The organism is Bacteroides stercorirosoris (genome assembly GCF_900142015.1).
GTDB lineage: Bacteria > Bacteroidota > Bacteroidia > Bacteroidales > Bacteroidaceae > Bacteroides > Bacteroides stercorirosoris.
In genome coordinates this window covers 218,051-235,140 of sequence record NZ_FQZN01000002.1, presented here as the reverse complement: position 1 = coordinate 235,140, position 17,090 = coordinate 218,051, and the positions used below count along the sequence as shown (strand labels likewise).

At 44.4% G+C, this 17,090-nt stretch carries 7 protein-coding genes; all 7 read right to left on the bottom strand.

Going from position 1 to position 17,090, the window contains the following annotated elements; genetic code table 11:
- Nucleotides 1-60 precede the first annotated feature (60 nt).
- Nucleotides 61-2,202 (bottom strand): RagB/SusD family nutrient uptake outer membrane protein, encoded by a 2,142-nt coding sequence (locus BUC01_RS02430; protein ID WP_025830871.1) that lies wholly within the window; start codon nt 2,200-2,202, stop codon nt 61-63.
- Between the two features lie 31 nt (nt 2,203-2,233).
- On the bottom strand, nt 2,234-5,515 hold the full coding sequence (locus BUC01_RS02425; RefSeq protein WP_073312668.1) for a SusC/RagA family TonB-linked outer membrane protein: 3,282 nt from the start codon (nt 5,513-5,515) through the stop codon (nt 2,234-2,236).
- A gap of 281 nt (nt 5,516-5,796) precedes the next feature.
- Nucleotides 5,797-7,233 (bottom strand): glycoside hydrolase family 140 protein, encoded by a 1,437-nt coding sequence (locus BUC01_RS02420; protein ID WP_025830872.1) that lies wholly within the window; start codon nt 7,231-7,233, stop codon nt 5,797-5,799.
- A 209-nt stretch (nt 7,234-7,442) separates the two neighbouring features.
- Entirely contained in the window at nt 7,443-9,089 is a 1,647-nt protein-coding gene (locus BUC01_RS02415; protein ID WP_243462319.1) for a DUF5123 domain-containing protein, read from the bottom strand.
- Between the two features lie 19 nt (nt 9,090-9,108).
- On the bottom strand, nt 9,109-11,013 hold the full coding sequence (locus tag BUC01_RS02410) for a RagB/SusD family nutrient uptake outer membrane protein (RefSeq protein ID WP_073312611.1): 1,905 nt from the start codon (nt 11,011-11,013) through the stop codon (nt 9,109-9,111).
- Between the two features lie 21 nt (nt 11,014-11,034).
- Complete coding sequence (locus BUC01_RS02405; RefSeq protein WP_025830874.1) at nt 11,035-14,256, bottom strand: SusC/RagA family TonB-linked outer membrane protein; 3,222 nt, start codon at nt 14,254-14,256, stop codon at nt 11,035-11,037.
- A gap of 281 nt (nt 14,257-14,537) precedes the next feature.
- Entirely contained in the window at nt 14,538-17,021 is a 2,484-nt protein-coding gene (locus BUC01_RS02400) for a glycoside hydrolase family 95 protein (protein WP_139261787.1), read from the bottom strand.
- Between the last annotated feature and the right edge of the window lie 69 nt (nt 17,022-17,090).

Sequence of the window (17,090 nt, the reverse complement as noted above, 5' to 3'; positions counted from 1 at the left end):
CGCAAAGAATGTCTATCCTAAAATCTCGCGACCTCAATCATAGACCTATTCCTTGAATGCCTATTCGTTTCTGAATCCATATCCATTCGCAATCTTACCATTTGATGCCTTTACCGCTACCGAGGTGAAAGGGACAAAGTAGATAGGAGCCTCACCCTCTACGTAACCACAGAATACAGAAGAAGAGTAATCCTCTTTAAAGTCAACTATCGTCTTACCCCACTCCGTCTTTGTATATCCGTCAGCCTCCAGCACCTGAGCCTCAGCGCTGCCCGGCTCTATATGATTGAACAATCCCTTGATGGCAAGGTTTGTACCCGGATTGGCACCGTAAATACTGTTGCCGGACAATGCTTCCCAATCATCATACACACCTCTCCATCCCGGATACAGTACCGGGTCGTTTACGTCTGTACATTGAGTCGTCAAGCGATATCCTTTGCTGGCTTTTGCGTCTACACTCTTCACCCACACATAGTTGGAGATGGTGTTGCCGTTTTCGAATGTATAGTAACCCTGAGATTGCAACCCATTGACCATTGCCGCCAGTTCGGTTCTGATAGCCTTGATGGCTGCCGGGAACTCACCGGTACGGATTAAGTCATAGCGGCGTAAGCCTTCACCGCCGAACTCAAGTTTGCGTTCTTGGGCAATGGCGCCCTTTATGCCACCGTGTTTATTGATGAAACCGTCAAGATCGGCCAGTTCGGTAGTAGCGAATGCGCGGTTGTGTACTTTAGCCAATTCCAGTTTTGCAGTCATCTCGTCGCCCAGTTCCGCATATACCTCTGCCAGCATTAAAATGACGTCCGACATACGCATATACGGATTGTTGATGCCCGACTTGCGCTGACCTTCCCAGTAAGGATTCGGTTGGCGGTTTTCATCCCACTTATTGTTGGCTATACCGCCGCCATTGGCCTGCGAACCGGGAGTGAAAGGCAGCAGTTTCTCTATGCCCGAAGCGCCAACGGTGCCGGTCACTGTACAAGTCACGTCTCTACGCATATCGTTGGGATCAAAATCACCATAATAATAAGTAGGATGGAAACGGCTCTGCCCGTAGTTCTTACATGGATAGTTTTTCGAGCCGGAACCGCTGGCAGGACGACCGAAAGCATAAGGCCGTTCGGATGATGCACCCCGGGTTTCGGCTATTTCATACACACTTTCAGTAGAAAGCGTCAGATTCATATTCTGCTGGAAGACGTACTGGAAAGGGTTGTTGAATTTCTGTCCGCTACCGCTCTCGGCACGGGGATCATTCAGGCAGAGTGCGGCTGTTCCGGAATTGCCTGCGCAAGCCGACAGGTAAGTCTTGGCTATTTCATAGAACTTCAGATAGTCTGAGCGGCGCGCATAGATAGCATTGTTGGCTGTTCCCTGCACCTTCTTTTCCATAGATAGCACGTTGCCTTCCAAGTCTTTGTAGAAATCGGCACCCAAATCCGTACGGCGGGTAGAGTAACCTCCGGCATAGAGGCACATACGGCCTATCAGGCCTTGAGTATAGGTACGCGTCATCACAGTTGCGTCAGCCGTAGCGCTTTCGCCTAGGCGGAACATGTAAGGCTCCACTTCCCTCAACTTGTTGATGTGATACTCGTAAATCTGGTCGCGCGGAGTCAAGCCTTCGGCCTCTTTACCCGGCATCAGGTTGTGGGGCACGTCTCCCCAGAAGCGCAACAGTTCAAAATAGGCGGTGGCGCGCAATGTAACGGCTTGTCCGTACAGGTCGGTCAGCTCATTTGTGGTGGCAGTGCCGTTTTTGATGCCTGTATAGGTATCGGTACCTTCTACTGCATTGCACAAAGTGTTGCAGGTAGCAATAATGCTGTACAGCGCAGGCCATGCATTGACACCATTGTTGGCCTTACTGTCGTCAATATTGAACGAGGCGGTTCCGCCCAGATATAGGTTTTCGGGGATGTGGCGTGACTGGGCGGAGTATGTTTCGGGATGGCGTTCGGAGTCGGAACCGCTGACAACCAGGTCGTAGAATAATCCGTTGGCATGTACATAGGCTTTGCCGCGCCATTTTTCGTAGGCTTCCATCAAGGCGGCGCGAGCGGTTGTTGCATCAGAGAATACGAACTCCGGAGTAGCGTCCGAGGGGGATGAGGTTTCCAGGAAATCCTCGCATGAAGTGGTGCCGAGCAGCATAAGGCCTGCACCTATAAAGGTATATAATAACTTTTTCATTATCTTTTCGTTTTTACGGTTAATGGGCTGATTAGAATTCTATGTTTACACCGAAAGTGAAGGTACGGGCACGCGGATACGTTCCGTAGTCCATGCCCAACATCGGATATTTGCCTTTGTTGTTGGAGGTCGTACTCTTGTTCGGGTCTGCATTCACTTCAGGGTCAACGCCGGAGTATCCGGTGATGGTGAACAGGTTTCCGGCAGTGGCATAGAGGCGCGCTTTTTGCATGCCGACCTTCTTGCTCCATGTTTTCGGGAGGGTATATCCTATAGTCAACGTGTTGAGACGCAGGTAAGAAGCATCTTCAACGAAGGTAGAGTAAGCCACACCGTTCTCCATATAAGGTACTGAATACTTGGCGTTGGCGTTCAGCGCATTCAGTGCATCGGGAGTCGTTACAGGTATCAGTTCGCCATTCTGCACTTCGTACAACTGGTAGCAATTGTTGACGAAAGCGAGTTTGTTGGCTCCCAAACCGGTATCTTTGTTTCCGTACATATTGATCAGAGAGTTGACATTGTAAACATGTCCTCCTGCTGCCCAGGCAAAACCGGCGCTGACGTCAAAGCCTTTCCACGTGGCGTTCAGGTTGAAGCCACCGGTATGTTTTGGCATCACTTCACCCAAGTCTGTCACGTCGTCAGAGTCCACGAGGTTATCTTCTTCCGGATTCAGGTTGCGCAGCTTCAATGCGCCGGGGAATGCATTCTGACCGTCGGCAAGTTTGAATGGGCTGGGATAGTTGCCCGTGATGCTGGAAGCGATATCAGCCACTCCTTCTTTCAGTGTATAAACACCGGTAGAAGCGTCGTAGTTGAAGTCGTTGGTGGAATAGTAACCATCGCTGATGAATCCGCGGATTAAGCCAACCGGCGAGCCTTCCTTAAACAGATAGTCGTAGGCGGGCGAGGTAGAAGTGGAAGCCCATTGCGAACCATACTGCGCGATGATATTGCCGGACAACTTGTCAATGTTGTTATGATTGTAGTTGTAAGTGGCCGAGACGCCGAACGAGAAGTTCTTCGTGCGTACGATGTCGTAGTTCAGAGAGAGTTCTATACCTTTATTGGAGGTTTGTCCGATGTTCTGGTATTGGTAAGAGTAGCCGGTGGTTTCGTCGATAGGGACACACATCAGCAGGTCTTTGGTGGTGTTCCAATATACATCGATGCTACCGGCCAGGCGGTTGCCCATAAAGCCGAAGTCAATACCCAGATTTCGTGAAGTGGTAGTTTCCCACTTCAGGTCGGGGTTAGAGAGCATACCATTGGGCTTGTAGCCGGAGTAGGTGATACCATTGAAAGCTACGGTAGAAGAGGTCCATGTTTCCTTCCATAAGTTAGAGTCGATGTTGTCGGCGCCCGAAAGACCGTAAGATAGGCGCACCTTCAGGTTGTCCAGCCAGTCCTTGGCACTTTCCATGAATGGTTCATCGGATAAACGCCATGCGAAGGCGCCGGCGGGAAAGTAACCCCAGCGGTGGTTGGGAGAGAACTTGGAAGAACCGTCAGCACGGAACGTGGCGGTCAGCAAGTAGCGTCCCAGCAGTGAGTAGTTGGCGCGCCCGAAGAATGATACGGTCTTCTTAGGAGTGCCGATCGTATTCTTGAAGGCATCTTTGGCCAGTGATTTATCTGTCTGGTCAATCATGCCGAAGGTCTGGTCGAAGTCGAATCCCGCCGGATAACCTGCACCTATTATCTCAGAAGAGTTGGATTTGCTGATCAGTATCTCGTTACCTAATAAGAAAGAGAGACTGTGGTCCTCACTCAGTCCTTGAACCTGATAGTTTAGGGTAGTTACGCTGCGTATATTGTAACCGTTGCCTTTAGTCAGTTTGGCATACTTGTTTTTCTGCGTCAATCCGTCTTCATAATACTTTGTTTCGCTCCAGTTGCGACCGGCGCCTATTTCACTGCGTGCTGTCAATCCTTTGATTATGTCCCAGGAGATGGCGGCAGATGCTCTGAGGCTCTGTCGGTTGGCGATGTTCTTTATGTCATTGGTGTACTCTACGGGGCTGCCGTAAGCTGCGTCCACATTGTCTGCACCCAGCAGGAAACCGGAGAAGTCGGAGGCGTCACCTAGCGGCTCATCAATCGCTCTCCAACGATAAGCGCCGGAGAGAAGGGAACCTTTGCCATTGGTAGAAGATTCTTTACCGGTGGTTTCATCTTCCATATAGCGCAGGTCCAAGTCCAGATTCAGGTTCTTCTGCAACTCCTGTTTCAGTTTTAGGGAGGTGTTGAAGCGATGATAACCTGAGTTGATTTTGATACCTTCGTCATTCAGGTAGTTGACATTGAAGACAATCTTGGTCTTTTCGCCTCCACCCATTACAGAAAGGTTGTGGGTGTGCGAGAGGGCCGAACGCAACAAGTCATCCGTATAGTCATGAGCCTTTACATTGGCGTAGTCAGCGAATTTGTTGCCATAGTTGGCACCCAAGCCGAAGTACTTCTCAACCGCTTCTTTATAAGAGTCTCCCAAAGCGGATGCATAGCCCCAGGTGTACTTCACGTAGTCCTGCGCATTGAGGGCATCCAGGGTTTTGGCGGCAGTCTTTGTTTGTACATAAGCATTGTAGGTGACGGTTACCTTTTCGCTCTTTGCTCCTTTGGTGGTAACCAGGATTACGCCATTCGCACCACGCGCACCATAGATGGCTGTGGAAGAAGCATCTTTCAGTACGTCGATAGATTCGATCTGGTCGGCAGGAATGTCCGAAATGGAGCTTACAGGAAATCCGTCTACTACGAACAGCGGTTCGTTGCTCTGCGTGATGGAGCCGCCACCGCGCACACGGATAGACACATCAGCACCTGGGCGACCGTCTTGGCTGATTACTGTCACGCCCGGCAGTTTGCCTTGCAGTGCTTGTGATACATTAGAAACAGGGTTAGCCGTCAGGACTTCATTATTAACTGACGCTACGGAGCCTGTCAGGTCGCGTTTTTTCACTGTGCCGTAACCGATAACAATAACTTCGTCGAGTGCTTGAGAGTCCTCTTTCAATGTAACTTTGATGTGGTTTTGGCTACCTACCGCAACGGTCTGTGGCACATAACCGATAAATGAAATTTGAAGTTTGGCATTGGCAGGAACATCCTGCAGAGTGAAATTACCATCCATATCTGTAATGACACCGTTTGTGGTTCCTACCACTAAAACATTTGCTCCTATCACAGTTTCGCCCGTACCGTCGACAACCGTACCCGTAATCTGGCGTCCTTGTGCAAAAGCGACTAAACACAACATACTCAAAAATAGAGTAGCTAATGCCCTTCTGGCAAGTCTTTTTAAATCCATAATCATGTTTTTAATAGTTATTAAATAAATCGAGGTCAACATTATTATTTTGAGTTTCTCGGTTTGTTTGTTGTTGGCAAAATTATAAGATAAATATTGTGAAAATGGGTAATTTTTCTCTATTTTATGGTAAAAATTGGGATATTATTTGATGATTAGTGAGTAGGAAGTGCTTTCGAAAAGATAGTATAGTAGCTGTTATTCAATAATTTATAAACAAAATATGGTTGGAGATGAGAGAATGTCCATTGCGGACATCCTCTCATTATCATAAAGACTACCTATTGAAATGATTTTGTATATTCTTTGGTTCCGTCTGTTAGGATGAGTACCCAGTCATTGCCATTTATATGACCGCCTTCGGGTTGGAAGGTTGCTGTTGCTGAACTAAACTCACCGATATAAGATAACTCTCCGTTACGCGGTGAGTACCACCAGGCTTTTTTATTCTTTCCATTAATCTTGCTGAGGTTGATTTGCATGGGACGCCCGGTATAGTTGTATACTAACATGTAATCACTGCCACGTGTTGCAATGAGACGTTCATATTTCACGCCGTTATCACCGGCAATGCAACTTTGGTCAGCGACTCTTTCGAAGAAAGGAAAAGCAAGGAGCAGTTTTTTTAAGTACTTCATCTGATTGAAGCCGGGATCTTTTAAGGCCTCATACCAGAGTTTAGTAGCCCCATAGGCTGGATTTACGCCCGGTTTAAGGAATTGCATGATGGAGCTATGACCGTATGTGTGGCCGAATGAACCGGCAAAAACCGACCAGTAAGCGTATCTACGTACATCGTTGTCTTTCCAGAAACCTTCTTTGGGATCGTGAAGTCCTTGTGGAATGGCTTCATAGGAAGGTTCACCGTCGATAACGGGGCGTAATGGCTTTTGGGCAAAACTGCGTTCTACATATCGCCAGTTATCTTCTTCTGTTCCTTGTGGCAACAGGCTGTTTTTATCATCTTTGCTTTGTCCATAACGCCGATGTCCACTTTGAAACATATTGAAATCCAGCCAGGGAGCATCATTAAACCATTCGGTTGAAAGGGTTCTTCCAAAGGGGTGGAAAGTCATGAGATGGTTTTTGTCAATGGATTTGATGGTTTTGGCAAGCATATTCCATACTTCGGTTTTGATGTTTCCATAGATATCTCCGCCAATCATCCAGATGATGTTGGGACGATCTTTGTAACGGTTAGCGAGAAAAGTACCGTATGCTTGTGCCTCTTCCACATTCATTTTGCCACCTTTCACCAGTCCTCCCCAAATGCAGACCATACCAATATATATGCCTCGACGTGCAGCGGCATCAATAATAAAATCCATGTGGTCCCAATAACCGTATATACCCGGTCGGTTGATATTTGAAAAATCAAATCCATCCGGCATAGATGATTGACCGTAGAAGTTCATGGCGGGTACACCATTGATGGTTTGTACTTGTACGACATTAAAACCGGCTTGTTTACACTGTTCAAGATAGTATTCCGCTTCATCCCGGTTCAGCCTTTCGGGGAGTAACCAGCCGGTATCTCCGAGCCAAAAGAAAGGAGAGCCGTTAGTGTGTTGTAGGTAACGGGAATTGGCGGATACTTGTAGGGCTCCATTATCCCAGGGGAGATTGTGCGATTGTGAAAACACCTGATAAAAAACACAGGTAAAACACAGGTAGAATAGTATTCTTTTCATGCTATAAATTACTTTGAATTTAAATATTCTGTTAATGATTGTTTGTACTTAGGGATATGCAAAAATATAAGTTTACAGTCATAAAAAGGAGGAAAATATGGTTCTTTTTGGGGAAAGTTGATAGTATGATATAGATAATGGTTGCAGTAAAATACAAAAAGATAGGCTGTCTTAAATATTATTATGAGACAACCTATCTTTTTAGAGTTTATTTTCAGAAATCTAATTCTGATATTCTATTTCATATACCATTTCGGAGCTCCACAATTGTTTTTGCCAGCAAAACTACTATCAATGATGGTAAAGTCATATTGGGCAGGATCTTTGAAAAGGTCAGTTTCGCTACCGTCATAAGTAATCAGATCATTGATTTTGTTTCCTGTGATTTTCATATCATTAGTGATATAACTGTTGATAACTTCTACAGGTCTATCGTTAGCGCGGATTCCCTTACCTTCAGCCAAAGTACTACCAAAGATACAGTTGGTGATAGTTACTCCTTGTGACGGACCGTTACCGTTTTTGTCACAATCTAGTATGTAGTCACCACTACCTAAAAGTTTACTGAATGTACAATCTGCCAGTATTAGGGACGTGAAATCTGTGTTTCTACTATAAACCAAGCATTTCCCACTATAGACAACGGTGGTTTTGCTGAATTCGATGTTTTCAATCTTACCTTTACCACTACCTGCATCTACATGTATGAGACTGTAAGTTCTAGCATCTGCTCCATATACAGTACAGTTCTCAAATTTAACAAGATCAATAACTTTCTCATCAGAACCTTGCAATCTTACCGGTGTATTTTTGAAGCCATAAATAAAACTATTGCTAAATTCTATAGAGCCAACATTAGCAGCTTTTGACTGGTTGAAAAGATAGTCATTGGTTACAGAACTACCGTCAGCTTTTTTTCCTGCACCTGTAACTTCCACGTTTTCAAATCTGATAAAACTGTGAGTGCCTGCAATATCAATACCTTTAATGCCGATGACTGCTTGTTTTTCACCAGGAAGACCAAAGAATGTAACAGACATACCATCGGGAATATTAAGATTGTTTTCGTTGTAGTAAGAGCTACCGGAAGGCAGCGCAACATTTACTGTCTGATAACCAGCCTCGGCCATTGTAGTGAATAGGTCATTATTCAAAGAATCACCTACTTGCAAAAAGGCTGTATAATCTGCATCGGGCACTTTTGCTGTTGTTGTAAAATCTACTACCCCACGTTTAGACTCGTTATTGTAAAGAGTAGCGGTGTAGGAAGTAAGAGGAGTAAGACCATCTATAACAGCGGTACCTTCTTCCAGATTACTAGAAGTCAAAGTAATGTTTTTTACTGTAGTTCCACTGGCATCTGTAATTTTAATGTGGTCAGCTTTGGAATTAGCCGGCCAGTACAGTGTTATTTTATCATGACTGATGACCCATTTCTCAAAAATTTGTTCTGTACGTGTTTTGAATGAGAAGTCACTCATGTAACCCCATTGAGATTCCGGCATATTGGCAGATAATGCTTTCATTCGAATAAAGTACTTACTGTCACTGTATAAACCTTCCAAAGTATAAGGAGATTTAGTGATGGATTTGTCTTCGCCGTAAATGATTGATCCTTTGCCACTTCCCATAGTTATATCATCATATAAACTATCTAAGCTGACTTCTATGACATAGTATTCCGTTCCCGGAGTAGTAGTCCATGTAAGTTCTGCATCTGTTGCATTGGCTGATACACTCATTTTGGGGACACTGAATAACCGATTGTAGGATGAATCGGTGGTCCAATTGTTCGCGTCGTCACATGACGTAGCGATGAATGCTGTCAGGAGCATTAATACTCCTGATAAGGCTATATATTTTAGTTTACTTGTTCTCATCATAACCATTGTTTTTATACTATTAGAATCCATAAGAGTTCTGTAACGTTCCGTTAGAGTCAGATATTGTTGTGGCTCCAATTGGGAATACGTGTCTGTTGATAACCGGAGTGTTCAAACCTGCACTGATATAAGGTAGATTATCTACAACATTACTACCAGTTTCTTCGTTTTCAGATCCCCAGAAAGTTGCGCTCTTGTAATCGGTAGTGACTTGTGGTTCTTCATACCAACAGATACTTTCAGGATCAATTTCTCCTGGTTTGTCAGCTTTCATCTTGTAATATAACTTTTTGGGAGCTACTTTTATAAGTTCTTTGTAGGCTGCTTTAGATTCTTCTATCTTTTGAGAAAGTAAGCCCCAGCGTATCAAATCCCATTTACGGATAGCTTCACCGGCAAATTCCCATGCGCGTTCATCAACAAGCGCATCGAAAAAATCGTCACCGCTATTCAATTTGTTGACGTAGCTGGCTGCTTCAGCTTTGTGTGCTGCGGCAAATGCACGGCTTCGCACTTCCTCAAAAGCTTTTCTTGCGCTTAAACCACATGTAGGCCCTACGGCATCAGCCCCTTGAAGTTCATTCAATGCTTCTGCGTATAGTAACAATACGTCGGAATATCTCATGATAACATTGTTAATACCAGTAGCAACTTTGTCGGCGGAAGCTCTTGCTGCATTCAACCATTTGTCTGTCATCTTACGTGGATCCCATTTTGCTAAATATATACCAAATGGTGCATTACCCTGCATCGTTTCAACTGTATTACCATTTTCTCCTTCTCTAATATCGAAGTTTGCAAAAGTCAAATCACGGCGCAGGTCATTTTTATCGAAGCTCCAAAAGAAAGGAGCTGTCACTTTCACTTTACCGCTTGAGTTACCTTTAGCTCCGTAGTAGGTTGTTTTTCCGTTGATACGAACACCAATAGTGTATCCCATTTCTCCTGAAAAACTAACACCATGTGCTACTTCATATAGGTTTTCTTGATAAGTCTGATCTAAAGTCAGTTGGTTTAGCATATACCATTCGTTTTCATAAGAAGGATTCAGCTTATGATAACCGCTGGCTATAATCGCATCTAAATGTTTTACGGCGAGTGTATAAAGTTCTTTGCGTTTTTCACTACCTGGGCGTTGTGTTGGGTAGGTAGCATCACAATTGGGCATATTCTCATAACCGGATTTAGAGCTTTCACGGATGGAATATCCTGCATAAGTCATGGCGATACGAGCTAACAGGCCGTGAGCGAAACCTTTGGTCATCTTTTCTGTTGTGTAACCAGAAGTTCCTGCCCAAGGCAAATATTCGATAGCTTCTTCCAAGTCTGTAATCAGGCGATCCATGATCACATCTCGGTCTGTTTTTCCCAAGTAGATGTTAGAACCATCCGTATTGGTCGTTTCAAACTTCATTGGAACATCCCCGTAGGTACGAATTAAATCTAAATAAAGCATAGCGCGCAATGTTAGTGCTTCTCCCTTAAACATCAGCATCTTGTTTCTGGAAGTGTTGCCTTCGGCAATTAGTGTGCTGCTTTCGATACCTTCAACTACAATATTGGCATTTTCGATAGCTTCATACATTCCTTTCCAGTTATTATTGAGTTTTGACCAACTTAACTGTGGGTTATAGTTACATGTTCCGCGTTCATTGTTAGAGTTGGAATTGGTTGCACCTAAACCATCCACCAGCTCAATATCCGAATTCATACCAAAATGGATGGGTACTGATTGTACGTAAGTTTCATCTTTTGTGAGACCTGCATACACTTTATTCAAAGCTTGTTGGGTGTAGGTTGTTGAATTGAATACAGCTTCTCCGGTCATTTCAGAAGGAGAGGTCTGGTCCAGGAAGTCGGAACAAGAAGTGAGTACTACCGTACCTATTCCTACTATGGCTAATGATTTTAATATATTTTTCATAATTCTTCTTTGGCTTTAAAATTAGAATGTAACGTTAATACCTCCTACGAATGAACGACTCTTGGGGTATGCAGCATAGTCAATACCCGGGGTCATAGGGGTACTTGTACAGCAGTCTACTTCAGGATCAGTGCCTGAATATTTGGTGAAACAATGTAGATTGTATCCTGTTACATAAACGCGAATATTCTGTATATTTAGTTTGTTAACAAGCAATTTGGGTAATGTATAACCGATTGTAATATTATTGACACGTAGGAAAGAACCATCTTCTACAGCCCAGTCTACGAGTGGCATAACTGTAGCTGCTGCCGGATTCCAGATACTAGCACCTGTATTCACTTCATTCAGACGATTAACAGTCCATGTTTCACCGTTTGCCTTAATAGAAGCACTACTCAGCAGGTTGGTACCTGTTGAAGGATCAATCCAGGAATAACGATTAGCAGATGTAAAGTGGTCGTTAATATTCCAGTTTTTAGACGAACCGCTATAGAAGCTGGAACCTAACTTGGTTGCATTTACAATCTTGTTGCCAAGTGAATAGTTGAAGAATGCTGTAAAGTCGAAACCTTTCCAGCGGGCATTTAGGCCGAATCCACCGGATACGGTAGGCACAGTATTGCCTAAGCGTTCTTTTTTGTATTCTCCGTCTTCATTGGCTTTTAATTTTATCGAGCCGGGGTATACTTTTCCACCAATAAGTGAACTGCAGTCGTTGACTCCCGCCTTCAAAGCATAAGTTCCTTTTTCTGCATCAAAAGTGAAATCATCAGCGGTGTAGAAACCATCTGTTTTGTAACCGTAAACTTCACCTAACCGTCCGCCTTCTTCTATCAAGAAGTCTTCGATACCGGCTGCTGCTGTTCCTGCCCAGCTACTACTTTGCCAGAAGGAACTACCATTCAGTTTATCTATCTTGCCACGATTATAAGAGATATTAAAGTTGAAATTCAGACCAAAATCCTTGGCATCTACTAAAACGGCATCCAGTTGTAATTCTACACCTTTATTAGACGTCTGTCCCATATTCTTGTATTGGTAAGAATAACCAGAACTGGAAGCAATAGTGGTTTTCATCAACAAATCTTTTGTTGTGTTCCAGTATACGTCAATAGCACCCGATAAGCGATTGTTGAAGAAACCGAAATCTATACCGGCGTTGCGTGAAATTGTAGTTTCCCATTTTAGCCCAGGATTGGAGAGAACGTTACCGTGTTTCAATACTACTGCTGTTGTTTCATCAAAATAAATGCCTTTTTCTGAAGTTCCGGCTACGGAGTAAGTTGTGTACATAGAACCACTTGGAATACGATTGTTACCGGCTGTACCGTAACTTACACGCACTTTTAAGTTAGATAACCAATCTTTGGCCCCGTTCATAAAAGCTTCATCGTAAATACGCCATGCAATGGCTCCTGAGGGGAAGTACCCCCATTGGCTACCTTTGGCAAACTTACTGGAACCATCAGCACGCATTGTGAATGTGAACAAGTATTTATCCATTAGCGTATAGTTGGCACGGCCGAAGAATGAAAGCAAGTTATCTTTAATTCCGATATATGTACTGGTAGGAAGTGCCGTTCCATTACCGAGAGCAGCAAGAATTTCTTGTGTTGTTGCATCTTTACTGAAGTCTACAGCAGTTACATATTTCTTTGTATCCTGAGATGTAGATACTTCATGGCCAATCATGACATTGAGTCGGTCGCGTCCATTAAACAATTTCTTGTTTTCGTAAGTTAATGTATTGGCATTTCTCCAATTCTTATTATCGGAGTTTGTCAGATATGCTTGTGGAAGGCCACCATGACCAAATTTGGAGTTTGCAGTGGCTTTGTAACCCCATACTTGATCTGTATCGTCAAACTTCCAGCCATATCCGAATTCACTCCTGAATTTCAATCCTTTAAATGGTTCCCAGTTTACGCCTACATTGTAATCCTGGCGGAATCTTCTTTGTTGTTTATAAGTAGCATCTACACGTTCTAATGGAGTATAACGTGCATTCGTACTGTTTTCGTCATCTTCAGAATCTTCATTTAATGCCTTTATCGGTGCATGGGTGATGGCGCGGGCTACTAGTGAGTATGCTTTACTACTTTCATTATCGGCACCACCGCTCAAACCGTCTATTTTCTGTTGTATCAGGCGAGCATTGAAGTCAAGACTTAACCATTTGTTGATTTCTGTATTGATCTTGGCATTGATGTTATTCTTGGAATATCCTGAACCTCTCATGATACTCTTTTCATCGTTGCGTGCGTAACTGATATTGAATTTGGTAGACTTGGTACCACCACTGACACTTATATTATATTGTTGCTGATTACCTGTACGACCAAATAATTCATCCTGCCAGTTGGATCCTTCCATGGATTTGTAAATTTCCAAATCTTTATATGCACCATAGGATGTACCAGTTTGATCCAATTCATATTGGTAAAGACTGAATTCATATGGATTTAAGACTCCTACTTGCTTGATTACATTACGGAAGCCGTAAGATGCACCGAAATTCACTTGAGTCTTTCCTTCTGAACCGGATTTGGTGGTAATAATAATAACACCGTTGGCACCACGTGCACCGTAGATGGCTGTAGAAGAGGCATCTTTCAATACATCTACAGACTGGATATCCGTGGGAGCAATATCGCTAATGCTGGATACGGGAAACCCATCTACAATGTAAAGCGGAGAGTTATCTTGCGAAAGAGAACCACCACCACGAACACGGATTTTAACATCTGCATCGGGTGAACCTTCAGTAGTCGTAATTTGAACACCAGCCATTTTACCCTGTAAAGCTTCTGATGCACTTGAAACTGGAATAGATTCCAATTGTTTAGCACTGACAGAAGCTACTGAACCGGTCAGATCCTTTTTCTGCACCGTACCATAACCAATGACTACTACCTCATCTAAGGCTTGTGCATCGTCTTCCATTACTACATTAACTGTAGTATTACCTTTTAAAGCTACTTCTTGGGATTTCATTCCCACATAAGAGAATATCAATGTGGAATTAGCGGGAACACTGAGGGTAAAGTTACCGTCAATATCGGTAATCGTACCATTGCCGGTATTCCCTTTCTGTACTACGGAAGCACCGATGACGGTTTCTCCCGTTTTGTCTGTCACAGTACCTTTTACGGTTACATTTTGCGCTGATACGCTAAGCGATATCACGGCTACTAAACAGAATAGTAGCGCGGCGCGCATGTTTTTCATCTTGTTAGACATTCTTTGCATGATATTAATTAAATATGATTTTTTTCGTTAGTGTGTTCGGGCACACTGTTAATTCATTGTTGCAAATGTATCGGGATGTGAAAATATATATGTGTAATATCTGTTTTTAGGGTGGTATTTTTTGTTATTTACTGTCTATTATGCTTTTGCGACTTGCCTAAATGATGTTATATAACAGAAAAGAGGGGAATTTATTGTTCCCCTCTTGACACTTTAACATATCGGCAGCTGATTTCTTTCGCTACCTCTATGGTTTTGATTACTATTTATTCCTACTGATTTTTTGCTGTCAGAATGTATTCGTTTCCTGCATTTGTATCAATGTCATACACGTAAGTCTGTGCATATTCCGGTATGCAAACCGGAGCATTGGCTGCAATCAGTGGCTTACGAATACTCTGTGATTGCAGAAGCGGGTTATCAGATACCTCCTGCGAGGTAGGGCTCAATTTTTCCCCATTCAGATACAAAGGAGTCTGGGTTCGCACGCGGAGTGTACCACCAATATTGGAGGTGATAACGGCTGTTTGTAGCTCACCATTTGCCCACTTCATTTCTTTCACAGTAAATCCACCACGGCAACGGATACCTTTTAATGTTCCCTGCTTCCATACATCGGGCAATGCCGGAAGAAGATGGATAGCACCGTCATGGCTCTGAACAAACATCTCGGCAATACCGGCTGCACAACCAAAGTTACCGTCAATCTGGAAAGGCGGATGTGCATCGAACAAGTTCGGATAAGTACCGCCATTTTGCCCTTTTTCATCAGTAGTGGGGTATAGCTGTTCGGTTATCAGTTTATAGGCATGATTACCATCGAGCAGACGTGCCCACAGACACACTTTCCAACCCATTGACCAACCGGTAGAGTGATCTCCACGACCTATTAAAGACTTCTTGGCGGCTTCAAACAGGATGGGAGAGTTGTAGGCACTGATTTGACGTCCGGGATATAACCCCCAGAGGTGGGAAACATGGCGGTGGCGGTCTTTGGGATTATCCCAGTCGTGCATCCACTCCTGTAACTGTCCCCAGCGGCCTACCTGCATAGGGGCTAAATTGTTAACTACAGTCTGTAAACTGTCGGTGAAAGCGGTGTTTTCATTCATTAAACCGGCAGCGGCAATTGTATTGTAGAATAAATCGTAAACCATCTGATTGTCCATCGTGGTTCCTGCAACAACAACAAAGTCACGTTTACCGTTGACAACCGGTCTGTTTTCCGGAGAGTAGGAGGGAGCTACTACCAACCAATTATTCTCGGGTTCACGCACCAAGAAGTCAAGGTAGAACTCGCAGGCACCACGCATCAGGGGATATACTTCGGCAAGATAGTTTTTGTCTCCGGAGAAGAGGTAACGATCCCAAAGATGCTGGCAGAACCAAGCGTTGCAGGTGGCCCAGATTCCATAACCGGGTCCGTCTACGGCACCAGTGCTACGCCAGATGTCCGTATTGTGATGCAGCGTCCAACCACGACAGCCGTACATAGCGGCGCTTTCACGTCCCTGTATGGCTACTTCCTTCACTAATTGCAGGAAAGGTTCGTGCATTTCGGGCAGAGAGGTACTTTCAGCAGGCCAATAGTTCATTTCTACGTTGATATCAGTAGTGTATTTGCCATCCCAAGGGGCACGAAGCTGATAGTTCCAGATGCCTTGCAGGTTGGCCGCCTGACCACCGGGTTGTGAACTGCATATCAGCAGGTAGCGTCCGAACTGGAAGTACAGGGCAGCCATTTGCGGGTCGAAGCTGGAGCTGAATTCCTTGACGCGTACATCAGTCGGTTTGTTGGCCTGGGCATTGCGTCCTAAGTCCAGTGATACGCGGTTGAAGAACTTCTGATAGGTGTTGATGTGGGCTGCTTTACTTTTTGTATAGTTCTTGTTTACATTTGCCAGATACTTCTGTGCCGTAGCCTGGGCATTGCCGGAGACGTCTTTATAGTTCACAAAGTTGGTGCCTATGGAAACGTATAGGGTGACGCTATTGGCATTTTTCACTTGCAGGGTACTGTCCGATAATACTTCCAGGTTGCCGCCACTGTTTTCTATGCGTGTGAGGGCGGTGAATTCAACTTTGCCCTCAATGCCTTCATGGTTGTTGGCTTTTCCATTCAATTGCAGTTCTTTGCGGGGAGAGATGCAGCGCACCACATTCTCTTTATACGGGGTGGTATATTTGGCGGTGAATGAGATACTCTTCTTTTGTGAGGCTGTCAGTCGGATTACCAATATCTGGTCGGGGAAAGAAGTATAGGCTTCCCGGGTATACGTCACTCCATTGGCGGTGAAACGGGTGGTGGTGACTGCTTTCTCGATGTCCAGGTCGCGGTAATAATCGTTGTAGTTGCTGATTCCGTCGAAGTCCAGATGTAATGTTCCTACGGTTTGGTAAGGCATTCCATTGGCCGATTGTGAGCAGATGGTGGGACCGCAAAGAGCCTGTGCTTCCGCATTCTTACCTTCGAAGATAAGCTGGCGGATACGTGGCAGGGCATCTTTGGCTTTGGGATTGGTATTATTGTAAGGAGATCCACCCCATACGGTTTCTTCGTTCAGCTGGAATTGTTCGTGTGCGGGGTCACCGAACACCATGGCGCCTATGCGCCCGTTACCTAATGGCAGAGCTTCCACCCATTGGTCTGCGGGTTTGTCGTACCATAATTTAAGTGTTTCATCTGCCTGTTGTGCCTGCACGTTACTTTCTATACAGGCTGCTGCTAAGCATGCTAATAACCATTTCTTCATCATTGTTTTTCATTTTTGGTATTTCGATTGCAAGGTTAGGCAGTTTCTTGCATTTTCGGGAGTAATATCTCA